Below are 23,621 nucleotides of genomic sequence, written 5' to 3'. Positions count from 1 at the left end.
CATCGGAAAGATAAAGTACGACGACGCATCAAGGCAGTGCTATTCCGTCAAGATTTTTGCTAATTCTTCGGGGGTATTTACAGGCTCCCTGCAGGCAAAATCCCTGCAGACATAAACACAAAGAGTCTCACTGACAGAGTAATCTTGCATTCTCGGGATCACCTGCGCTAATGAACCGTCATTATAGGCCACGACAGCATGCGGATGAAAGTCCTTAAAAATGACGGCCTGCATTTTTTCTAATTCTTCATTACCGGCCGATCCGGACAATACCAGTTCCTCGCCCTGACTTAAGGCGTATTGGATTGCCTGAAGGAAAGCGGTGTATCCAGGAGGATAGTCCTCAACAGCGTTTCGGAACGAATTAAGTTGTCTTTCGGCCAGTTCCTGCCATTTGGATAGGCCGGTAAGTCTCCACAGCCTCACTAGATTGCAGGCGCTCATCGAGTTCCCGGAAGGCATCGCACCGTCATAGATCTCCTTGGGCCTGAATAGCAGTTCTTCAGCATCTCTTCCGGTAAAATAATATCCGCCGTTTGTTTCATCCCGGAATAGTTTTTCCTGTTCTTCTTGCAGATGTATAGCCTGCTCCAGATACACTGTTTTTCCACACGCCATATAGAGTTCCAGCAGCCCATCAACCAGAAAAGCATAATCGTCAAGATAACCAGGTATACCTGCCTCACCATTCCTGTACCGGGCGAGCAGTCTGCCGCGTGAATCAAACATCCTGGCCATGATAAAGCCTGCGGCATTTTCTGCAGCCAGAAGTAGGCTCACTCTGTCGCTTCTCCAGGAGAGATCGCCTGCGAGCACCTGCACTCCTTTGGCTAGAGCACTGATCATCAAACCGTTCCAGGAAACCAGGATCTTATCATCTTTTGCTGGACGGGCCCTTTTTTCTCTCGCCTTAAACAGAATAGCATTGCAGAGGTTCAGCAATTCGTCGAGTTCATCTCCGGTCAAACTGCAGCGAAAGGCCAGATCGTCTCTGACACTGAAGATTTGTGAAGGAATGTTTTTCCCTTCATAATTGCCTTCTTCCGTAATTCCATAAGCATCACAGTAGATCTCCGTAATTTCTTCCGGTTGATTTAGAAAACGTTCAAATTTATTTTTTGCGTCTTTTGCTCTTTGAAGAAGTTCGATCCCTTCCTGCAGCGTTTTTCTGATTTCATCTTTAGACCAAAGATAATATTTGCCCTCTTCACCCTCGGAGTCTGCATCTTCTGCACAATAAAAGCCTCCTTCCGGAGAAGTCATATCGCGCAGAACATACCCAAATATATTTTGTGCAACCCAGCGGTATTTTTCCTTTTTGGTTTTCTGATAAGCTTCCAAATACACAAGGGCCAGACCGGCGTTGTCATAAAGCATTTTTTCAAAATGAGGAACCAGCCAGTAACGGTCTGTGCTATAGCGTGCAAAGCCAAACCCGATATGATCGAAGATCCCTCCGTCAGCCATGCTGTCCAATGTTTTTTCAACCATCACCAGTGCTTTGCTCTGTGGCTCTTCCAGTGAATACCGCAGTAAAAACCCCATGTTATGGGGAGCCGGAAATTTCGGAGCACTGCCAAATCCCCCGTATTTTGAATCAAACTTGTTTTCCAGCAGTTCATATCCTTTGCACAGTACGGTTTTACCCCAGACAGCTATATCACCGCCATCTTCTTTTTCTGCGAATGGCAGGATCTGCTTGTTCTTTGGCACGGCAGACGTGGCGTTTTTATCCCCGCGATAATGCCCGGTGACTGTTTCGTAAAGTTCCGCTGCCGTTTGGATGACTTTATCTTTCTCTGTCTGCCACAGCTCACCTACCTGACTCAAAATATCCGTGAGTCCAGGACGCCCGTAATGGCTGTGTTTCGGAAAATACGTTCCGGCAAAGAAAGGCTGTTTATCCGGCGTCATCAGCACTGTCAGCGGCCAACCGCCTGCTCCGGTCATCATCTGACAATAGGTCATATATAGTTGGTCAACATCCGGTCTTTCTTCCCGGTCCACCTTAATCGGAATATAGCCCCGGTTAAGAATTTCAGCGACTTCTTTATCCTCAAAGGATTCCCGTTCCATCACATGGCACCAGTGACATGTTCATAAAATACATGTTAGTCAGCTATACCCAATAGAAAGGAAAACCGGCTTATCCTCGGCCTGTGCTTTGGCAAAGGCTTCATCACTCCAGGGGTACCAATCCACAGGATTGTAAGCATGCTGGAGCAGATAAGGCGACTTTTCATTCACCAATCTATTGGGTATTTTTTTCTCTGTTAACATGTGGCATCACCTCCCTTACTTGAAATCAACTTTTATCTGAATAGTATCTCTCTCCCGAAAATAAATAATACTATTAATGATGGTTCTGTATAAATCATTTCGCTGTGCATTTTCGGTAACGGTAGTAATGCTGTCTAAAAAAGCTGATAATTTTTTTTGCCGTTCTGCTTTTGTAATTTTATTTGTGGAATGATATTGCCTTTTCAGATCAAATATCTCAGATTTAAGCTGTTCAATGGATTTTTTCCATTTCTCTTTACGCGTTAACCATTCATGACGGGTATAATCGCCCAACTCATAGGCATCATTAACAAGTTCCAAAGCCTTTTGATGCTTTTGCAGTGCGAATTCCTTTTCCAGGATTGATGCTTGTATATTCTCAACCTTTTCGGCATCTTCAGCATCAAACGATATAAGATAATTGTCATTATATTTCTTTATTTCATCAAGCAATAGCTTCTCCAACATATCAATGGGAATCCCACTATTGACGCATTTGTTCCCAAAAGCGTCAGTAAACCAGCAGGGCTTAATGAAAATCTTTTCGTTAGTTATATAAAAAGTAAGGTTATGCCCGCACTTAGCGCACTTAACCAGGCCGGTTAAAGCATGTTTTTGCTTACGTCCCGCAACTGGTACACTATTTCGCTGATGTATAAGCGTCAGTATACGATCATGTTCTTCCTGCGTTTTAACCGGTTCATGGCAGTTTTCTACAATAACCCAATCACATTGCGGATTCATTTTATACGGCTTTGCATTCGGACGCTTATTTTTATGAGCATCCCCCTGAGTCTTATTGCTTATAATTTTGCCCAGATGCGTTTCATCAACCAATACCCTTTGTATAGCAACATTGCTCCAATAATTGCCTTTAGGCGTTAGAATTCCTCTTTGGTTAAGATTCTCCGCAATTTTTTTAGGGTCGATTCCTTTTAACGCTTGCTCAATCATATCACGATATATAGGAAGCTTGTCGTCATCGACAACAAGCCCTTTTTTATTCACTTTATTTTTATACGTTTGATAAACATAAGGAAACGGCGGTGTACCATTTGTCCATTGTCCTCGCCTTGCTCCGATTTTCTTACCCTGGCGCAGTCTTTTGGTTATCATCTTGTATTCCTGCCGGGCGAAAAAACCCTTAAAATCAGCGTATGTATCATCTACATCATCGTTCAAATCGTAGATTTTATCCGGCGTAATGATGAAAGTATTGGATTTTTGAAACGCTTTTTTGATCCTGTCCTGTTCTCCGAGATCGCCCCTGCCAAGCCTGTCGTACTCAACAACACATACAGCGTCGTACACACCCTCCTCAACTTCCTGCAGAAGCTTGCAAATTTTAGGCCGCATATCGATGCTGTCGGATGTTCCGACTTCCATGTATTCAACATATTTAAAATTATTATTTTTGCAGAGGTCTATAAGGACCATACGATGCTTTTCCAGGTCCTCCATGCTCTCTGCACGAGATTTTCTGATATATATAGCTACATATCGAATAATGAACTTTTTGCTTTCAATATCCAATATGCTCACCTCCCAGAAGAATGCCTTTGTGAATATTATCAATTAGAACAAGAACAGAATCAAAGGTGCCAAATTTAGATCAACTTAGTTTGACAGTTTTGCTGTCATAGACTGGATTAATCGCTTTATTCAACTCTTTGCTTGTCAGGAGTTGATATAGTTTTCTCTGAAAACTCTTGAGTGCCTGATCAGATGGTTTATTTGACACAATAGTTATTTTCAACTGGCTATCGTTGTACATAAAGCACCTCCCACATCGCTCAAATGGTAGAAAGCATTGGGTATGCCTGTGTTTTGATAACGTATTTACGCATATTCAGGCATACCCATGCCATTTTCTGTTTTGGTTTATTAAGGTAATTGGTTTTATCCGGCAGACGGCGGTTGACCGTCTCATAGGAATTTCACCTCCCCGTCAGCGACCGGGGCGTACTCTGGGACTTAACCTCGACTACACGCAAGTATCATTATCCCGCCGTATGTGTCATGGCCATAAACGCTACCAACATTTATTTATTGCACGGGTATTATTCGCTTCCACCTTGCCATCATCGACTCTATTAATTACATTAATCCTTTAGATGCAATCCGAGCGTTGCCGGACAGGCGATCATGGCGTACCTGCAATCTGGCTTTCCTTTTACAGGACATACGGGGAAAGTAACGGATAAAACACATATTCAATTTTCAAAGACCTCCGAGGGGGTAGAAAAGTCCCTCTATTAATCAGCAGATTTTTTAGCCGTTTGTACCCCCCCTTTTTAATTTTTTTGCTAATGATTGATCAAAACACTCAGCTTTAACTTTCTACTTTAAATTCATTAGTTTGTGCAAATCCCAATAGTGCTTTGAAAATGAAAAAACACCGCAATCCACGCGGTGTCTATGTTTTCAAATGAAATTGATGTTCGGAATGGAACCGACGACTCTAGTTGTCCGTAATGTGTATAAATACTATTAACTAAACATACTCTTGATCCAATTCCAGATTCTTCTTAAGATGCCCTTATTTTTATATAGGTCATTAAAATAAGTATTCCGCCTTAATTCCTCAGCAACACGCCCTGCCTCAATTTGCCCAGGTGTCCATTTAGGTGCCCACACAACTTGACCGTTACGTATAAAATAATGCGATTGGCATGGTTGCTGCCAATTACCTATCGAAGGGTATAGTGTTGGGCCATCCAGAGTCTCCGAAAATGACCATTCTGTTGGGCCTAATGGAGTCCGGATCTTCGCTCCACAACCACAAGCACAAAGATGAGCAGCCGCCCCAAATTCCTCCGAAACATAAAGTACGCCCTGTTCTAACTCCTTCGGCATATAGTGAACTCGTTGTAACTTAAACTTCGTCATTTTGGTTGTCAGTCAAATCACTCCCAACTATCTTCATGTCAGAAATATCAAACAGCAGATCATAATTGGCCACAGATTCCATGTAGAACCCCCTTAACTGCTTATATCTTATTACTGCCAGAGAAGCATTCAGTGCATTGAGTTCCCCAATTTGAATATTTGTCTTATAAACATCGTCAGGATTGTCGGTAAGCGGTACCATTTCTTTTTCTTTAGCTATCTGATTTTCATCAGTAGAGAAATAAGAAGTACGAGCCATTCCTTTTAGTTTTCCATTTTTCCGGCTGAGCCCCATCCCGACATCAATAAAAGGGATTTTCATTGAAACCAAAAGTTCAATAATACCAGCACGCGAGGTTCCTTTATCAACACACACAAACGCAAAAGTTACGTCACTGAAGTCATCTTTACTTGTTTCGTCAATAAATTTGGGTTCAGCTTTTAGCCCGTTTCGGAAGTTCTCATATCGCGAGCCGTAGACTTCCACTTTAAGTTTACCAAGTTCATCTGACTGGAGTCTTCCCGGGGAGCGGAAAACATTGTGAACATAGTAAGGGTCTATATCAAAAATACGGACTTCCCTAACTGGTGTCTTTACGAGAAAATCAAGTACGTATGAACCAGTACCTCCAAGCCCTATAATCGCAATAACATCATCCTTAAACTTTGCGGATAAGTCGGATATCTCAGCTCTCGATGATAATGTATCTTGAAATTTGAATACTGAGTCTTCCTGTGCTTGCTCAACAATTCTATATGTGTATGGATTTACGTCATATTTCTCCATGGCGGGTCCAGATATGATGGACACATAGCTTTCAATTTTCTCGAAAAAATCAGAAAACCTTCCGGTTTTCCGTGGCTTGTTTGAAAAAGAGCGTTCCACGATTACATCCTTGCTATTCTCACTCAAAGGGAGCCTAACAGGGCCTCCACCAAGATTTGGAATAGGTTTACCCTCAAAATTATACGGTACAGAACCTGCAAAATAAACTTGATGATCATCTTGTGTGACCTTATTCTGATCAATGAACATGATTTTGCTAACAAATGAACCAGTCCGCAAATGAAGTTGTTGATCCAAGTATGGTATGTCCCGTATAACAAGATAATTACTATCGAATCCAACAGCATATCCCTTTTCTACTAAACGCTTTATATCGTCATTATGACTGACCAGTCTCTGAAACACTAAAGATCATCCCTTCCTTCACGTTAACTGAACCGCCGGGGGAGAGCGTGCCTTCCGGTTTATTACCATGACCCCTCACGTATTTAACAGAATACGTTATCTCAGGATGTTGAGCGTAATCTGGGACTTCGAGGGTAACTACTTCACTGTATGTAATTTCCCCCTTTGGCCATTCATGAGGAGTACCTTCCACAATAATAGTGACCATTTTCTTTTTTTCTTCCATTGTTATTACCTCCTTATTTTAAATGGTATATTTTTGTCTGCATTGTTGCGGAACCTTTAGGTTCCACCTTATTGTATATCCATTGGAACTCTTTGTCAACACTTTTATTGGATATCGTTGCTTTTAGGTTCCATAAATGTTATTATGATATTAATGAGAAAGGAGGGTACCATGTTGGATACCTTAGCGTCTTACGTGAAAACTAAGCGGGAGAAGTCTGAGATGTCTGTCCGAAAACTCGCTGAAAAAGCTGAAATTAGTCATACCGAAATAAAGCGCATTGAAGATGGCACCCGTAAACAGCCTTCACCAAAGATATTAAAGACAATCGCAGCAGCATTGAATGTCCCTTATAATGACATCATGATTGCTGCAGGATATCTAAATGAAGCAGAGAGTGGAGATTTACCTACGATGATGACCGCATCGCAATCGAAATCCTCGGCTCTGGATATTGCGGAACTCACTGAAAGAGAACTTGAAGATGTGAAACGTTATATTACCTTCATTAAGAGCCAGCGATAGTAGAAAGAACCACACCTTTTGGGTGTGGTTCTTTCTACTATCTGACTGGAATTCTTATAGACGTGATTGGCTGGAAGCGTCCTGCAGCCTCAGTCATAATAGCTGCATAGATATCGTTTGTTTTCGTTAAATCTTCAATTGTAATGACAAGTGCATAGGGGATCTCATCGTCGTTTTCCGTTCCCCAGCGTGTGCTTAAATCTAACCATACCTCCCAATCACCTGATGTGAAACCTGAGAAGATATTAGAAAAATGATAGCAAGTATCCCATTTGGTACGGTTGTCGCTTACTTTCGGGTTAGCGACCTTCAGATTCCTGTTCTTATCCAATTTATGAAGCGAAGCCGATATGTATGCTCCGAGATATTGGCTTCCTTTCGTCTTATCAATGGGGGGATTTGTCACGCATGTAATGGTTACTTTTGTTGTGTTGTTTCCTCTAAGTGCAGCTTGGGGCGAGGGCATCAAGAATTTGACATGTTCTTTTGTAAGCCGCTTAAGAGAACCTGATCGTAAAAAGGACACCTTATATTGTGAAGAGTATTTACAATTTTGCGGCGATGATAGTCCCCGGCCGTAGTGATTACCAATATAATCGGCTTCTTCTTGTGTTATCTTTTTTGTATTCCACAAATGCTGCGCGCCATTGTAGAGAAGTGCCTGAGCCAGCATTACATCACTATTTGGGGTGACATCAAGCATTTCTGCCAAGTCTCCAGCCACAACAGGTGCTGTAAATGATGTTCCGCAGTCCACAGCAAGTCTGCCGTTTGGTGCCATAACAATTGAATAAGGATCACGGGGTACCGTGAGGTCATGACAGAGATTTGCGCCATACGTAACGAGATCTGGTTTGTAAAAGCCAGCAAAACCAGGGCCTGTCCGTGAATAAGCAGTTATAATATTCGCTTCGCTAAATGCATTATTATGCGTTATACCGGCGACTGCACCCACGGTTATTCCAAGCATTGCGTCACCTGGTTCTGCAACGCGGATATCATCATCTTCGAGTATTTCCTCCAAAGAACTACTCGATTTTGCAAGTTCATGATTTCCGGCAGAAATCACAAACTTGATAATGTATTGTTTCATAAGGCTGTCGAGGTGATAACCCATGATACTCAATTCGTCTCCGTCAATCGGACGGGAAGCATTAGTTGAAAGATTGAATATCTTACAAACGTCAGCGAAGGCTGAAACTGCCTCTTCAATCCGTTTTGCCATAACGTCTGATGGGACTTTTGTATCCGATCCGTAGATATCACAATCAATTACCTTAGCCCTCGGAGTTAGGTATGGCTCTGCCAATTGCATTCCGATATGAGCAAAAACGACCTTGCTTGCTACCGCAGTACCATGCGGGCCGCCACTTCCCGAACAACTGCTTGCCTGCCAATGGATAGGTACCAAGGCAGAAAAATCCGCGGGGAAATTCACGCCACTATCCAATACAGCCACAGCAGGCAGGGCGTTAATATCGATGTCTGGAGAAAGGCCCATCTCAGACCCGAATAGATTTAATCCACTGGGGCTAACCTGAAAAAACGAGGTTTGCTCAACTCTGTAAATGACAGCATCACTAGAAACCGCCTCAAGATTTTTAATTGGGATTACAGCTCGTACAACCGTTGTTCCATCGGAAAGTTTGTATGGTTCGGCTTGCAGTGAGCCTTCCATCTCATTAATTTTTACAGTTAGCCGCCTTGCCGCTTTGTCTTGAATTTCATCTGAAAGATTCGGGATAAACATCATTTGCACATCGACTGACAGGCTATCTTTTTGTTCTGCTAAATATTTTTTTAGCGACCGGGCTTGTTTTTCTTCCGTTGAAAACGGTTCAAATTCCTCGACATATTGAAAATGCTTTAGGCTGCCCGAATCCCGATAGGTGCCTACACGGTCTTGAAGTCTTTGAAACATTGATTTGTTTGTACTAACAACCGCGTGCCGTTTGTCTTTGATTGCATTGATTTTTAGGCCTTCTTTTTCAGCGATATCGCGCTTGGCGTAAATATCCTCACCCTCTGGCAGTACCATTTTAAAGACCACGATATCCTCTTCGCTGAGGGAGTCATTTTGGAGATTTGAATATGCTGTCATAACCTCCTGCAACCCTTGAGATAAGATATTTCCATGCGACGAGAAGTCAAGGCCGCGATCAGCGGATATAGCCATTGGTTTTTTCTCAAGCTCATCGACTTCCTCCTGTGGTATCCACAGATGGAATCTTCTCTCATCATTGCTCATCTGATTTCCCCCTATATTTCTTTAATTGATAATCCAAAGTCGTATGTGGTGTACCGAGCGCTTTGGCGATCTGCCTGGTCGACACCCCACGTTCGATCATATCAACCATTACTTTCATTGCCTCTTCGTTGTCGCCGGAATATTTGGTGAGTTGTTGCAAGAGGATGGTTGTGACATCCTCGGTTTTCAAATGCTTTTCTATAAGGTATTTTTTAAAAGCCGCATTCGCTAACTCTTTAATCTGTGCGCCGTTCAAGCCTTCGGATATTTTAGCTAATAGAGCGTAATCAAGTTTGATGTCGACATCATGCTCGTTTATCCATTTCTTAAAAAGCGTCTGACGCTGTTCATTGTTCGGTAAATCCAGTGTCACGGTTACATTGAAACGCCTCCAGATTGCCGGGTCAAGTAAGTGCTCGTGGTTTGTTGCGGCTATTAGGAACACGTTGCCGGGCATGTTGTCAAAATTTTGAAGCAGTGTAGTAACAACGCGCTTTAGTTCGCCTAATTCGTTTGAATCATCCCTTTTTTTTGCTATAGCATCAAACTCATCCAAAAAAAGGATTATACTTTGATTTCGAACAGAGTCAAACACCTTTCTTAAGTTTGTGCTTGTCTGCCCCAAATACGATGAAATTAATCCGTCTAAGCGAACATAGGCAATTTTCATAGAAAGCTCATTTCCAATAGCATATGCTGTCATCGTCTTACCACATCCAGGTGGACCGCAAAGCAAAAGGCGATTCGACGGAGCAACATTATGCTTTAGGAGTTCATCTGAGTTCTTCTGTTCAGAAATTACTTGTTCTATTATCTGTTTCTGGCTGTCCGAAAGTATGACGTCGCTAAGTTCGACATTTGGTTCTACAATTTCGTATAACTCTAATAAACTATCCTTGTCTCGTGGGGCAGATCCCTGCGCTGTTTGAGGAGAGAAAGACATAGTATCAAGAGGCGTTTCGACACTCCTCTTATCTGATACTTTCTTTAGTTTATAGGCATTTCGTATTCTCTGAGCCAATGGGACATTGCCTTTCTTTTCTTCATCTCCAGCTAATACCTCAATGGCGTCTTTGAATTTGCCTTCATCCCCGCTGCAATGAGCGACTATTAGGTTTTCAATTAAGTCTGCCTTCATATCGACACCTCGCTGATTATTCGTACATCTTTGTGCATCTCTCTTTAAGAATAGCTTACTGTTGTTATTTCGTCAATAAATTTTTCGTACACTTTCGTACACTATATTATGAGGTGTGATCTTATAATGCGACATAGAAGATAGTGGCGAAAACTATTAAATATGCTTTTTAATATGGCTACCTTCTTTGAAAATAACTGACGGGTATCCCGAATAGCTCTTTAGCTACAATCCGAATACCCGTCGAAATTATAATTTTATTTTCAATCTACCACGCCAGCGTGATTTCTAGCTTGTGGTAAACATATTTATACGATATATATCTTTGCCTTGCTGATTACATTTTTGAAAGCCGTTCGTGAACGAGCGGAAGAAGAATTTTATCGATTTCCCTTCGGAATTCGTCATCTTCCAGATACCTCTCGCAGAATTCCTGATTTTTTGTCATGCGACTGAGGACAACGTCCATGATGGTATTATCGTAAATAATTTTGAAGAGGTCGAGCGGGTTTTTGGCGCGGAGAACCATTTCCTCATTGCCTGCCATGTCCTGTACGAACTGCTCAAGAACTTTATCCATCTCTGTGAAGTTTGTGCCGAGCCGCTCGTTCAGCCTTTGGATTATTGCCGACAGGTTTTCTTTTTCATCCTCAAGCGGCAGTCCCGTGCCGGAGGTCTTGCCATATAGCACCCCGTCTTCTTTTATCAGAGGTATAGAGCCTTCATATGACTTCTGGAGGCGGTAATACTGCAAAGAAACCTCGTCGTCAATGTTTGGGGCTCGCTCGCCGATATCCTTCGGCAGCTTGCGGAGCAGACATTTAGCATAAGCATAAAACTTGTGGAGGTTCTCATCGCCAAGTTTGATTATGTGCGCGAGAAATGAATACAGGCGTATAAACTTTGAAAGCGCACCCTTGAAATCAACTTTGTTTCGCTCCTCGGTCAGGGCGTTGTAGCGGTCAATGGCTGGGTCGATGAATGAGTTCAGTCTTGCCAGGTCGATGTTTCCCTGATTCTTTGTCTCCTTAAAGAACACCTTCGCAAAGGCGTCGATTTCGCTATCTGTGTAGAGCATGAAGCTGTCCAAGACATTCTTGATGTCGTAGATGGTGTTCGGATCGGTGGTTTCGTCGATGCCGGTCTCTTGATAGTAGTCTTGGAAGGCGTTTAAAATATCCTCGCGGCTGTTGACAAAGTCCAGAATGAAAGTCTCCGTTTTACCTGGGCAGGTGCGGTTGACGCGCGAGAGCGTCTGCACCGCCTTAACGCCCGACAACTTCTTGTCGACATACATCGTGTGTAGAAGCGGCTGGTCAAAACCCGTCTGATACTTTTCTGCGACAAGCAGCAGTTGATATTCGCCCGACTCGAACCTTTCCGGTGTTTCGGTGTCGGGGAACTTGTTTATGTTCGCTTCGGTGTATTCCACCAACTGTCCAGTTACGTTATCTTTGACTACGCCGGAGAATGCCACCAACACGCCTAAGTCCGTATAGCCCATCTTTTTGATATACTTCTGGAACTCAAAATAGTATCTTACAGCGTGGAGACGCGATCCAGTCACGAGCATCGCCTTGGCTTTGCCACCGATGCGGTGTTGAACCTGAGAGCGGAAGTGCTCAATGATGACCTCGGTCTTCTGGGCGAGGTTATGCGGATGCAGGCTCATGTACTTGCCAAGCGCCTTGTTCGCCTGACCCTTAGAGTAGAGCGGGTCATCGGCGATTTTCTTTCCGATTTGGAAGTAGGTCTCGTAGGTTATGTGGTTTTCGAGAACGTTGAAGATAAAGCCTTCCTCGATGGCTTGCCGCATACTGTAAACATGAAACGGCTCCGGCTTTCCGATGGCATTTTTTATTCCGAACATCTCAATCGTCTTTTGCTTGGGGGTGGCAGTGAATGCGAAGAACGAAAGATTCTTCTGCTGTCCGTGGGTCGCCATTTCCGCTGCGATTTCCTCATCGGGATCTTTCTCTTCAGCTTCGGCTTTCGCTTCTTCAACGGCATACTCGTGTAACTTCTTCTCAATGGCATCCTCGCCCTGAGCGGAGATGTCTGCCAGAACCTCTTTCAGTCGCTCGCTCGCTTTGCCAGTCTGAGAGGAGTGCGCCTCGTCAACTATGATGGCGAAACGCTTGCCCGCCGTCGCCACCTTCTGCACGTCCACGAATGGAAACTTCTGCAAGGTGCAAATGATGATTTTATCGCCTTTTTCCAATGCTGTGGTCAGCTGTTTGGAGTTTTTATCTACACGCACCACCACGCCCTGCTTATGCTCCATATTGAAAATGTCGCGCTGAAGCTGCTTATCGAGAACTCGGCGATCAGTGATTACGATGATGCTGTGGAACACCACATCGTCGTTTGCATCGTGCAGGTTCGCAAGATGGTGGGCGAGCCACGCAATAGAGTTCGATTTGCCCGAACCCGCCGAATGTTGAATCAGATAGTTCTTGCCCGAGCCGCTGGTGTAAACGTCGCTGACGATTTTACGGACGGCATCCAACTGGTGGTAGCGCGGGAATATCAGCTTCTCTTTGCCCGTCTTCTCGTCCTTCGTCACCTGCACAAAACGATGGAGGATGTCGAGCAGGCTATTCCGCTGTAAGACTTCTTTCCAGAGGTACGATGTGCGGTAGTCGTTTTCCACAGGCGGATTGCTCGCACCCTTGTCGTAGCCCTTGTTAAATGGGATAAAAACTGTGTCCTGCTTACGAAGCCATGTTGTCATCCATACTTGTTCGGTGTCCACGGCAAAATGTACGATAGCCCGCTTTTTGAAGGTGAGCAGCACTTCACGCGGACTGCGGTCGTTCTTATACTGGTTGATGGCGTTTTTATAGGTTTGCCCAGTGAGCGGATTCTTCAGTTCAATCGTGATGATAGGAAGCCCGTTCAGGAAGATGACCACGTCAATGGAGTTCTCGCTCTGCAGACTGTATTTGACCTGCCGCGTTATCTGCAGGACATTCTTTTCATATAGTGCGGTCGCACTTTTGTTCATGCCACTGCCGGGCTTGAAATAGGCGAGCCGAACGGGTATGCCGAGGTCAACAATGCCGTGCCGAAGCACATCTATAATATCGCGCTGATTGAGTTCTGCATTCAGACGTTTGAGAAACTCTGCCTCTGCGGCGTTCTCGCTGCCGTGTCGCTTAATGAGCGCTTTCCATTCGTCAGGCTGAGTGTCTTTGACGAAATTGATAACTGCCTTGATGTCCATTGCGTACTCGCGGCTGAAGTCGGAGGGGCTGCCCTTGACGTATAACTCAGCTTTCTTTGCTCCCTGCGTCAGCCAGTATTCTATTTCCTGCTCAAAGGTGCGCTCCTTGGTGTCGATAGCCATGTCTTATCCCTCCGTTACCTTGATTTTGCCTGTGACCACACCGTGTATCACGATTTGGCGGTACTGCTTCAATTTATCTATCTGCGCTTTGATGTCGGCGATTAGGCCGTCAATCTTAGTGCTCTTTGAATCTATAAACTCGACAATCTGCTGTTGCTCTGTCATTGGTGGTGTCAGCACGGGCAGTCGCTTCATATCGGTGAACTTCAAAGTCTGCCGAAGCCCTCCGCCAAGACCGTAATAGATTTTCAGCAGGTCGTAAGCGTGAAGCAAATAGGTGAAGTATTTGCTGTCAAGTTGCAGTGAGGGTATCAGCCCCAAATAAGCCGAGGTTATTATCCCAGTTTCGGTCACAAACCCCGTTCGCAAACTGCGCTTGTCGTTCTGCAGGTCGGTCAGGCGAAGCACGGTGTATCCCGGCTGAACTATCTGATAGCCCTCGAAACTGGCAGGCAGCAAACCGAAGTTTGTGTCGATGTCCTTTTTGATAATCTTACCGTAGCTGAGGCTCAGGAGATTATTACAAGCCATGCTGGTGTTCCTGACCATATTCTCCTTCGCCACGGTGAACAGCGGGTGTTGCTCCCAATGTACCGGGATCTCGCCAATCCACTCCACGCCGCTATCCTTCGACGGCGTGGCTTTGTCCAGCCCCTTTGTGACCGCACCTGCGATGAGTTCCCGCTTGTAAGTATCGAGCATCTCGGCTTGACTTTGCAGGTCGGTGAGGACTTCATCGATTGCTGATGTGCGCCTGTCAAGATACATTGCTATTGCCAATTGCTCTTCTGAATTAAGCGTGAAAGAGAACGGCATAGTTTCCACGTTTTTTCGGTCAAGCGTTGGAACAACAGAACCGTTGCCCAAGTTAGCTATGTTGAAACTGAGCAACACATAATACAAATATCGAGCATTATTGTTCTTCATGTCCTTGACATATATTGCCGTGTTATGCGCCCAAAAATCAGTGTCAACATAGTTGACCGCACCGATACTGCCGCTGCGCCCTATGGTAATTCCGGGGGCTTTCGTTGTGGCAACATTATGATAACCGACTATACCGTTTGAACCGAATACAGGCACATCTCCTTCAACAAAATTGTCTTGCGATAAGTCGTATCCACGTTGGAGGGACATGAGATTCTTAATCCTTCCGACTGTCCAATGTGAAGGTGTCAAGCCTAACCACGATATCCCGCTATCCTTATAGCTTGCATATCTCTCCACGGCTCATACCTCCCCGAACAGTTCGGCAATCGCAGTCTGAATCTTTGCGCCAAGCGACTGGATGTCGCGGAGGGTTTCCTCGGCGTCGCCGATTTTCGTGTATTTATAGAAGTGCCGCGTGAACGGAATCTCATACCCCTTCTTGGTCTTGGAATCGTCCACCCACGCATCGGGCGCGTAAGGCTTGACCTCCCTCTCGATGTAGACGGTAATGTCTTCTTTGAATGGAATCTGCTCGGTGTCGCGCAAATCTGGATCGGGTTCGGGGTTGCCCTTGGCGTCGGTGCAGATGTCGGCAGTCTCGTCCTTTTCGGACAGCGCGGCAAGGATGGCCTTCAACAGCGGAGTCTTCACGTCAAGCCCCACTTTTTCTATTGCCTTGGACAGCACCTTTGAGAATTCTGTGCGGTTCTTGTATAGCACAGTACCATCAATCGTCCCGATGGCAGCCACGATGCCTTCCTGTAATTCTTGGCCTTCGGCGACTTCCTTGGCAATTTCCTCTGGCTTGCGCTTGCGGCTTGTGGCAAGGTTAGCAAATGCCGTTTGCTCGCGGATACGTTCAATGCGCTCCGTGCTTGCTTGGAAGTTCAGTCGGAGCGGACGCTCGACTGTCACCTTCCAGTAGGCGAAGTCATCTTCATTAAAGATTTTGCAGAGCTCGCTTTTCGTTGCTCCCAAGAGTGCGTCACCATATATGCCGGTCAGCGCCTTTATGTGCTCATCAGTAAGCGTCTTACGTTTTTCACCGAGCGGTTTCCGCATGCGTTCAAAGAAAGATGTTCCATCAATCAGCAGGACTTTGTCTTTAATCGTCTTCTTCTTGCGGTTGGTGACAATCCAGACGTAGGTCAGGATGCCTGTGTTATAGAAAAGCTGGTCGGGCAAGGCGATAATAGTTTCAAGCCAGCCATTCTCAATAATCCATCTGCGGATTTCACTTTCGCCACTCCCTGCGTCGCCGGTAAAGAGTGGAGAGCCATTGAAGACGATACCGATTCGGCAGCCGTCTTCGGCAACGGGCATCATCTTGCTGATCATGTGTTGAAGGAACAGCAGCGAACCATCTGACACGCGAGGCAAGCCCGCCCCGAAGCGTCCGGCATAGCCTTGATCTTCGGCTTCGTCGCGGATGAACTTCTCATACTTCTTCCATTCCACGCCAAAGGGCGGGTTGCAGAGCATATAGTGAAAGGTTTCGTGCTTAAGCTTGTCATCCGTGAAGCTATTACCAAGGTGGATGTTCTCGTAGCCCTTACCTTTAATCATCGTGTCGGACTTGCAAATGGCGTAGGTCTTCTCGTTCAATTCCTGACCGTAGACCTCAATCAGCGCGCCATCGTTCAGTTCGGCGGCATACTCAATTCCCGCCGAGAGCATGCCGCCCGTGCCGGCCGCTGGGTCGTACAACTTTGCCATAAAGCCCGGCTCACAGATTTTCTCCATATCCGGCGTGAAAAGCATAGAGACCATCAGGCGGATAACCTCACGCGGGGTGAAGTGTTCGCCAGCGGTCTCGTTGGACATTTCGGAGAACTTTCGGATGAGTTCCTCGAAAATGTAGCCCATCTCATTATTCGAAACATGATCGGGGTGCAGGTCGATGTCATCCACGAACTTGGTAACCACGAGATAGAGCAGGTTTGCCTTGTCGAGCCGCGCGATCTGTGAGTAGATGTCAAATGACTCCAGTATCGTGCGGGCGTTCTCCGAAAACCCCTTGATATAATCCGTGAGGTTGTCGGCGATGTTTCCTGCGTCGTCCTTCAGTTTGGCGAACGTGAACTCGCTTATGTTGTAGAACTTCAAGCCTCCTGTTACTTGTCGGAAGCCTGCCAGTCTTGCGTATTCGGTCTTGTAAATGCCCCTCTTGTGCAGAGCCATAACCGCATCTTTGGTCGGGGCAAGAACACTGTTCAGACGGCACAGTACGGTAAACGGTAGAATGACATCCCCATATTCACTTTGCTTGTAATCGCCGCGAAGCAGGTCGGCAATTCTCCAGATGAAGTTTGATTTCTCTGATACGTTTATGTTCATCAGATGTCTTCCCCTTTCTCGTACAGGTCTTTATATCGGGCATAAGGGATAACCACGGCTAAGGGCTTACCATTTTTCTGAATAATTCCCGTCGCATCTTTCTCAACCACTTCCTTGATGCGCTTGGAAGATTGCCCGTGGTTGAGTTCTGCTATGTTCAGGTAAATCGGCACTCGGTTTTTTGCCTTTTTATCGGCCAATGGTCATCCCTCCTTTCGCCTTTAATCGGCTTTATTATATCATACTATAATTAATTTTACACTTATTATAGTATATATAATTAAAACCCTATTTTAGATTGTAAATGTAATTACTTTATAGAAATATTGAGCATCAACAGTTTATTAATAACATTGATTTTATAGTAAAAATCGAAAATGTCGAATTACTGGTACTCAATTTTCAAAGACTAAGTAAAGGGGTAGAGAAAATACCTCTATCACAGATTTTTAGCCGTTTGCATCCCCCCTTACATATTACTTTTAAGAAATTGTTCAATATTTTTCAGCGCCTTATTAATCGAATGCGATACTCTGCTTTTGCCAACCCTTTCAATCCTAGCAATTTGAGCTATGCTCATATCCAGAAAGAAATGAGCATAAAGACGCTTCGCCTGCTTTTCCGGCAAGCTGTTTATAGCGGCATACAATTCCTGATTGCTCATTTTTCTTTCATAGATTTCCTCCGGAGATAAAACCAATAAGATTACATCCTTTTCAATACCGTCATTAGCATCAAGAGAGTAATACGCCTTGTGTACACGCCTGCGTTCATGGTCTGCATGATCCTTTCGGTTAAACTGTTTGAGCTGATCCGCAACCTCATCAGTCACTTGAACAAAAAAATCAGGTATATCAGCCGGGTAATAATCCCGTAAATTGATCCTTTTCATATCAAACCTCCGTTTTGATTTTTTTAAAAAACCAAAACAGAGGGGCGGAGAACGGCAGCCTAAGCTCTCCATAAAAGACATGTCTGATTGCAAAAACCAAAAATAAATACTAGAAACAAAAAATATGTGAATATTCCTATATAAATGAAAATAGCCTGGCTTACATGTGAACGTAAACTCGGCTAAAAAAGCTATCGTATCAAACAGTATGCTACCTGTTGAATCATTATCGCCTTTTGGCTTATGTTGCCTTATCAATCGGTGATAAAGCTTGTATATGCGTATAGTTTTTGCCTTATATACGTTGGTATGGACATGAAATAGCCTGGCGTTGCTGCGAGTTTGTCCGATATAATCCAACCTACTAGGCAGTTTCTGGTTTATACATGAGATTTAAACAATCTGCAGACTGAAAAATACTGATCAGTGTTTATTTTCACAAAAAAACCCCAGGCTTTTGTTTCAACCATTTTTAACGACACTTGCTACCACCGTTTTTACACTTTTCAATCTTTATAACTATCTGTCATATTTAAAAGTATTATGTCGACCACAAAAAAACAGATGGCCTTGTTTTACTTAGACCATCTGCATTATCTTTTCTCTTCTGAGGGCATAGAGAATAATTGACGCCTTTTCCTCTTTGTCATAACATAATCTCCCAATTAAATTTCTATAAGCTTTTCAGATTTTAGGCATGAATCTTATAAAAATTTTGCCACTTTGAAATCAACAGGAATCTGAATCATTTTTTCTGTTACAACTTCCGGCTCCAGAATAAATTACTTCCCAAATATTTATTCTTTGAAATAATATACATTTATGTATTATTCTGTCAATATACAAATATTTTACTATATATTAGTCAAGTAGGAAAGATAATTTTGTAAATTTATGTAATTTCATATGAGAGTTTCCTGACCCCTTTCCCCTACTGAAAATGAAGCATTGGAAGTATTTCAAATTAGTACAACTTACCAAAAAACCGGATATGTGCTTAGTACACATAATCGGTTCTTTCGTCTAACTGAATTAACTATACTATCACCGCGAGGATAGTTGTCTGGTATAGCAAACAGATGATTTTCCCCTAACACTATACCCTAAACAACCGCCGATACATTTCTTTTCATCCCAAAACCGGCATCCGGGGCATTGCTTAAACGGAGGATTACTATATCTTTTGCTGTCAATCTCACGTAGAAAAAAATCGTTGACATCTTGAACGGTATTAAAGTCTTTAATATTCACACTTAGATATTCTTCAAAAACGAAACATCGGGCGACGCTCAAGTCGGGTCTTATATCCATAACCGGCGAACATATCCCCTTGTAAATCAGATCAAAACTCGAGTAGATGAAATTCACAAGCTGCTCATTTGTAAAGATACACTTGGGCGGATTATTGCAATCAACATGAGGAGAGACCCCGTTTCTATGGCAATCATCCAAGAAGTCAACTAATAAGGGAACAAAAATTTCATAATGTTCAAGACTGCCCTTCTGGTTATTATCTGAAGGCACCGTAATACTGTACCGAATGGTCTTTAATTTAAGCCTTTTGCTTTGCTCAATAATATATTTATATTGAAAATCCGGCTCAAAGATATTAATGCCGAGAGTAACCTGGGGCTCGATATTCCTTCTGCGATATTCGAATACCAGGTTTTCTACATTGTCTATTGTCCTATTATATAGATGTTCACCGATTACATCCGGTCTATTTAAGTTAATCAAAAACGAAACCTTATTATCCACAATAGATCGGCTTAATGCATTATCTAAAGCAATAGCATTGGTGAAAATCTGGATTCTCCGGAAAAACGAATCCTCTATTCCTTGATTCACCCACTTTTCGAAGTTCGGATGCAGCGTCGGCTCCCCCCCGAGCAGCCTTAAATCAGCATGCGCCGACTTCTTAAAAAAATTGATTATATAATCATAATTGTCATCAGAAATATCGGCCTTGTTCTTCGGATCACAGTTTGCAAAGCAATATGAACAATTTAAGTTGCAGTAATTATTTAACATGATATTCATAGGAACCTCCATTCCGCCACGCCACTGGTGGCATAAATAGTAATTAAAAAGGATAAAGAGATATCTTTATATAACATTCCGGACAGCAAAAAAATAGCAATGATACTTTAATTTACCGGGTAATTACATTTTGGAAGTGCTTAACGTTTGTGATGGCAACTGCATTGCTCGATCCTGAACTATTACTGGCAGTAACATAAAAAGTAATCGGCTGAACAGTTGTCCCGGCGGGGATCGTAAAAGATCCCACCCATGTATTTCCACCATTATTTGTAAAAGCAATTACTGTTGAATTTAAGGAATTGTTCGCAGTGACGGAAGTGGTGCTCCCGGTTGTTGTTGCTGTAATCTGGATTGTGGTATTAGGAAAGGCGACGGCCTGCACGCTTGCCGCAACCGAGGGGGGCGGTGCCCAATTATTCCAGTTGCTATAATTGGAATAATTGCTGTAAGCGCCCCAATCACCATAGTTGCCATAGTTGCTATAGTTGCTATAGTTGCTGTAATTGGAATAAGCAGTCCAGTTCGAGTATTGGCTCCATGTTTCAGTATGGTTTTCCCATTGCGTATGGTTTTCCCAAACACCGGCATTAGAATAATTGGCATTCCAATTTACATAATTGCCATACGTATTGTTGTAGACATCGGTGTAAGCACCATAATTCCCATAATTGGTCCATCCGGAATTGGGCCAGGACCATTCCACCCAAGCGAAAGCTTTCTCGGGCTGCAAGGAAAACTTAAGGCCCAAAGCCTTGGAGTATTTGCCCTCCTTGGCTTTGGGCCGATCCGGATGATTGTTGTCAAGAACCAGGTCTTGGGTTATTGAAGCGTGCAGGATGCTTAATGAAACAAAGGCAAACAGCAATTTTTTTAATCTCGAAAACGTTCTTGCCATATCATTCACCTACAGCACAGGACAATGGACCCCCCTGCCCTTTCCCCGCAACATAATTCTCAATCTGCTCCGCTTTATTGAAACAATACTTGCATATAGCCCCGCACTGGGAGGCGCATTGCGGCTTCTTTTCCATGAAATAATCCAGTTCTGGCAAAAATTCAAATATTTCCTTCATCTTCAGCGTCCCGTACGGATGGAAAACTCTGTTCATAAAACGTGAATTGTAAGTATTATAGAATTCATTCAACGCATATTCCGGATCGGTAACGCCAAGCATATACGCCTTTATCTTATTGACCAATTCCGGCTTGGGGTGATCCCTTCCGACCAGCTTGATGCTGTTAACCCCCATTTTCTCATAGTAGGGGATTTCCCAAGGGTAAATAATCCTGTTCAGCACCATTTGAATCGCAGGACTTCTAAAGGTAATCTGATCGCAGATGAATTTAGGAAATTCCCGGAACAAAGGGCTGCATTTATGAATATTCTCCTGCTTGCCGAACAAGGCATAATGAATATTCTTGGTCGGGCAACAAAAAATACAGCCCTCATCGGCCATCAACTCCAAGCCAACATCAGGCAACAGCTTTTTAAAGGATTCAATAAAAGTAAAATCTTTATTGAGATCGGAAGCAGGAATGATATTGGAAATCCCTAGATTTTCGCTGACATACTTCGCTTGGTTTATTGACCGGATATCCATCATCGTTGAAGCGTTTACCGCCAACCCGCTGAATTCCTCTTTCAAGAAGTCGGCAAGAAGCTGGCTCCCAACCGTAATGCCTCTCACCCCGATATCCGCCAGATGCTCGACAAACTGCTTCAACTGGGGAATGTTGGATTCAAAGTCATACAGGGAAATAGTTGAGATATTATTCATCAGATAAATAAACGCCATCCCGTTATCGGAAAGCTCTTTGATATAAGACCTTAAATCTTCCATTGTCCGGATTTTGCCGCTGTCTTCCTGCAAATTAACCGACCGGCCATGTTCATACCCTGATTTGGCGTAGGATGTAACAGGCAGGCTGTTATATACGGAACGGATTTTATACTTCGCCTTATCCTGGCTGTTAAGCTTTATCAAGTCCTGAATATACCCATAGTCAAATAATAAAGGAACTGAGTAGTACAGTTCCTGCGGCTGGTTCGGGGGTTGGAATTTTTGCTTTTTCTTAAAGATATTGATCATCATATCAACCTCTCTTTAAATCGCGAGAAACTCCTTCAGCTTGTTTTCCGCATTGACAGGAGTTTCGATCCGTTTAATCGATTCTTCTAAAATATTTTTCATCATTTTGGCGCTCCGGAATTGATGCCTGAATAAAAAGTTCAAGAATCTTGGGTTATATTTCGGCATATCGTCATAATCAATCTCATTAATAACCCGTATGATATGGCTGATCACGTGCCGGTGGGTGTAGCAATTTTCAGGCTCCGGCTTATTCATGGTCAAATCATACTGGATATTGTCATTGTAGCAGCCGCTATGGCAGCTGTAGAAATAATCGCAATCACTGCAATGCTGCAGCATCCGCCGGATTCCCTCGTACCATCTTATATGGTTGGGATGATTTAAGATATCCTGAACGGATTCCATCTCAAAAATATTTCCGAAAGAAACGTCGGCGCTCTCCGGCCAGTCCCGGCCGCAATGATAAATCGTACCGTCGGGCTGGGTTGAAAACCAGTAATCCTTTCCGGCGCAATCCGTAAAAGCGCAGGAACCGCCGGCATCCAAGGCGGCCATCAGATATCGCTCGCACAGATCCGAATCAGCCGGTCTATAAGTGTCTAAGATCCAATAGTCAAAGAATTTGCAGATTTCCTCAGCAACCATTTTCCCGTCCAGGGTATAGGAATTCATATTTTTATGGGCCGCAAAGATGAGATTCATCTTGCAGCCCAGACCTAAGCGTTTAAAGTATTCGTAATCGTCAATCATGTTGTGGATATTATCTTTCGTAATGATCATGATGGCGCCGCCCAAGACCTCGTTTTTGTCTGCTGTGGCAATGGACCGCATCAACCTGTTGGTATTTTTCCGGGTCAAATGGTTTGTCAAGCCATCGAAACTGAAGCCCGGTCGGATGTTCCACTTCCTCAAAACAGCAGCGTTCTCATCGTCAATCAGCGTTAAGTTGGATTGCATGCAAATATTGACTTTCTTGAATTGCTGCTTAATCAGGGCGTTTGCTTCATCATAAAATTCTTTTCCGATCAGTAAAGGTTCCCCGCCGTGCCAGATCCAAGTGCCGACATTCACGTCTTTGAACACTTTTAAAATCTGCCTGACCACTTCCAGCGTGACTTTGTTGCCTTCCGCGTCAAGATCCTTGCGGAACATCACGTCGTAGCAATACGGACAATGCAGGTTGCAGGCATGCGTCGTTTTTACGATCAAAGTAGTTTTATCAGGATAAGTAATATTTTCCGCGGCAGCCATCTTCTTGAAATCGATATCGCCCTCAAAATACTCTTTATGCCGTTTTATTTGCTTGAGAGACATGGAGAACATCAAGTTCTTATTGCCGGCAATAACGTCGAGAATCTCCCCGGAACTCATGCCGGACATAATTTCCTGGTAAACACAGCTGCGAAGCTCCCTTTCGTATTTGTTGTTGAATTTTCGGAACTGATACAACTCATCTTTGGCTATTAAATTCATAAGCAT

General features: G+C 43.8%; 17 protein-coding genes and 1 pseudogene. 1 reads left to right on the top strand and 17 read right to left on the bottom strand.

Features of this window, described 5'->3' with window-relative positions:
• Window positions 1-39: 39 nt before the first annotated feature.
• From AB3489_RS01985 to AB3489_RS01960, 6 genes and pseudogenes are all read right to left on the bottom strand, one after another.
• A pseudogene (locus AB3489_RS01985) lies at window positions 40-2,280 on the bottom strand (thioredoxin domain-containing protein).
• 15 nt (window positions 2,281-2,295) lie between these two features.
• Window positions 2,296-3,822: a recombinase family protein gene (locus AB3489_RS01980; protein ID WP_368293785.1), complete on the bottom strand. Its 1,527-nt coding sequence runs from the start codon at window positions 3,820-3,822 to the stop codon at window positions 2,296-2,298.
• 70 nt (window positions 3,823-3,892) lie between these two features.
• Window positions 3,893-4,054: a hypothetical protein gene (locus AB3489_RS01975; protein ID WP_368293784.1), complete on the bottom strand. Its 162-nt coding sequence runs from the start codon at window positions 4,052-4,054 to the stop codon at window positions 3,893-3,895.
• Between the two features lie 716 nt (window positions 4,055-4,770).
• Entirely contained in the window at window positions 4,771-5,136 is a 366-nt protein-coding gene (locus AB3489_RS01970; RefSeq protein ID WP_368294562.1) for a DUF6527 family protein, read from the bottom strand.
• 19 nt (window positions 5,137-5,155) lie between these two features.
• Window positions 5,156-6,361: a ThiF family adenylyltransferase gene (locus AB3489_RS01965; RefSeq protein ID WP_368293783.1), complete on the bottom strand. Its 1,206-nt coding sequence runs from the start codon at window positions 6,359-6,361 to the stop codon at window positions 5,156-5,158.
• The gene (locus AB3489_RS01960) at window positions 6,336-6,587 is read right to left on the bottom strand and encodes a multiubiquitin domain-containing protein (RefSeq protein WP_368293782.1); all 252 of its coding nucleotides are present in this window, start codon (window positions 6,585-6,587) and stop codon (window positions 6,336-6,338) included. Before AB3489_RS01960 ends, AB3489_RS01965 begins: the two co-directional genes overlap by 26 nt.
• Before the next feature lie 171 nt (window positions 6,588-6,758).
• Here AB3489_RS01960 and AB3489_RS01955 point away from each other — a divergent pair, with 171 nt between their 5' ends.
• On the top strand, window positions 6,759-7,112 hold the full coding sequence (locus tag AB3489_RS01955; RefSeq protein WP_368293781.1) for a helix-turn-helix domain-containing protein: 354 nt from the start codon (window positions 6,759-6,761) through the stop codon (window positions 7,110-7,112).
• Window positions 7,113-7,149: 37 nt separating this feature from the next.
• Here AB3489_RS01955 and AB3489_RS01950 read toward each other — a convergent pair whose 3' ends face one another.
• The 11 genes from AB3489_RS01950 to AB3489_RS01900 all read right to left on the bottom strand — a co-directional run bounded on the left by AB3489_RS01950 (window position 7,150) and on the right by AB3489_RS01900 (window position 23,615).
• Window positions 7,150-9,360 carry a S8 family peptidase gene (locus AB3489_RS01950; RefSeq protein ID WP_368293780.1) on the bottom strand — a complete coding sequence of 737 codons (2,211 nt, stop codon included), beginning with the start codon at window positions 9,358-9,360 and terminating at the stop codon, window positions 7,150-7,152.
• Window positions 9,350-10,498 (bottom strand): AAA family ATPase, encoded by a 1,149-nt coding sequence (locus tag AB3489_RS01945; protein ID WP_368293779.1) that lies wholly within the window; start codon window positions 10,496-10,498, stop codon window positions 9,350-9,352. Before AB3489_RS01945 ends, AB3489_RS01950 begins: the two co-directional genes overlap by 11 nt.
• 337 nt (window positions 10,499-10,835) lie before the next feature.
• Window positions 10,836-13,847, bottom strand: a complete 3,012-nt coding sequence (locus AB3489_RS01940; protein WP_368293778.1) for a type I restriction endonuclease subunit R — start codon at window positions 13,845-13,847, stop codon at window positions 10,836-10,838.
• Window positions 13,848-13,850: 3 nt separating this feature from the next.
• Window positions 13,851-15,074, bottom strand: coding sequence for a restriction endonuclease subunit S (locus AB3489_RS01935; RefSeq protein ID WP_368293777.1), 1,224 nt, complete (start codon window positions 15,072-15,074; stop codon window positions 13,851-13,853).
• 3 nt (window positions 15,075-15,077) lie between these two features.
• Window positions 15,078-17,114 (bottom strand): N-6 DNA methylase, encoded by a 2,037-nt coding sequence (locus tag AB3489_RS01930; RefSeq protein WP_368293776.1) that lies wholly within the window; start codon window positions 17,112-17,114, stop codon window positions 15,078-15,080.
• Window positions 17,114-17,314: a type II toxin-antitoxin system prevent-host-death family antitoxin gene (locus AB3489_RS01925; RefSeq protein WP_368293775.1), complete on the bottom strand. Its 201-nt coding sequence runs from the start codon at window positions 17,312-17,314 to the stop codon at window positions 17,114-17,116. Before AB3489_RS01925 ends, AB3489_RS01930 begins: the two co-directional genes overlap by 1 nt.
• A gap of 269 nt (window positions 17,315-17,583) precedes the next feature.
• Window positions 17,584-18,006, bottom strand: coding sequence for a sigma factor-like helix-turn-helix DNA-binding protein (locus tag AB3489_RS01920; RefSeq protein ID WP_368293774.1), 423 nt, complete (start codon window positions 18,004-18,006; stop codon window positions 17,584-17,586).
• Between the two features lie 1,044 nt (window positions 18,007-19,050).
• Window positions 19,051-20,046, bottom strand: coding sequence for a radical SAM protein (locus AB3489_RS01915; protein ID WP_368293773.1), 996 nt, complete (start codon window positions 20,044-20,046; stop codon window positions 19,051-19,053).
• A gap of 112 nt (window positions 20,047-20,158) precedes the next feature.
• Complete coding sequence (locus AB3489_RS01910) at window positions 20,159-20,944, bottom strand: hypothetical protein (RefSeq protein WP_368293772.1); 786 nt, start codon at window positions 20,942-20,944, stop codon at window positions 20,159-20,161.
• 1 nt (window position 20,945) lies between these two features.
• Window positions 20,946-22,142: a U32 family peptidase gene (locus AB3489_RS01905; RefSeq protein ID WP_368293771.1), complete on the bottom strand. Its 1,197-nt coding sequence runs from the start codon at window positions 22,140-22,142 to the stop codon at window positions 20,946-20,948.
• A 12-nt stretch (window positions 22,143-22,154) separates the two neighbouring features.
• A complete protein-coding gene (locus AB3489_RS01900; protein WP_368293770.1) occupies window positions 22,155-23,615 on the bottom strand; it encodes a radical SAM protein in 1,461 nt (486 codons plus the stop codon).
• Window positions 23,616-23,621 lie beyond the last annotated feature (6 nt).

The organism is Dehalobacter sp. TBBPA1 (assembly GCF_040931655.1).
Classification (GTDB): domain Bacteria; phylum Bacillota; class Desulfitobacteriia; order Desulfitobacteriales; family Syntrophobotulaceae; genus Dehalobacter; species Dehalobacter restrictus.
The sequence above is the reverse complement of the archived record's forward strand: the minus strand, read 5'-3'. Positions and strand labels throughout refer to the sequence as shown.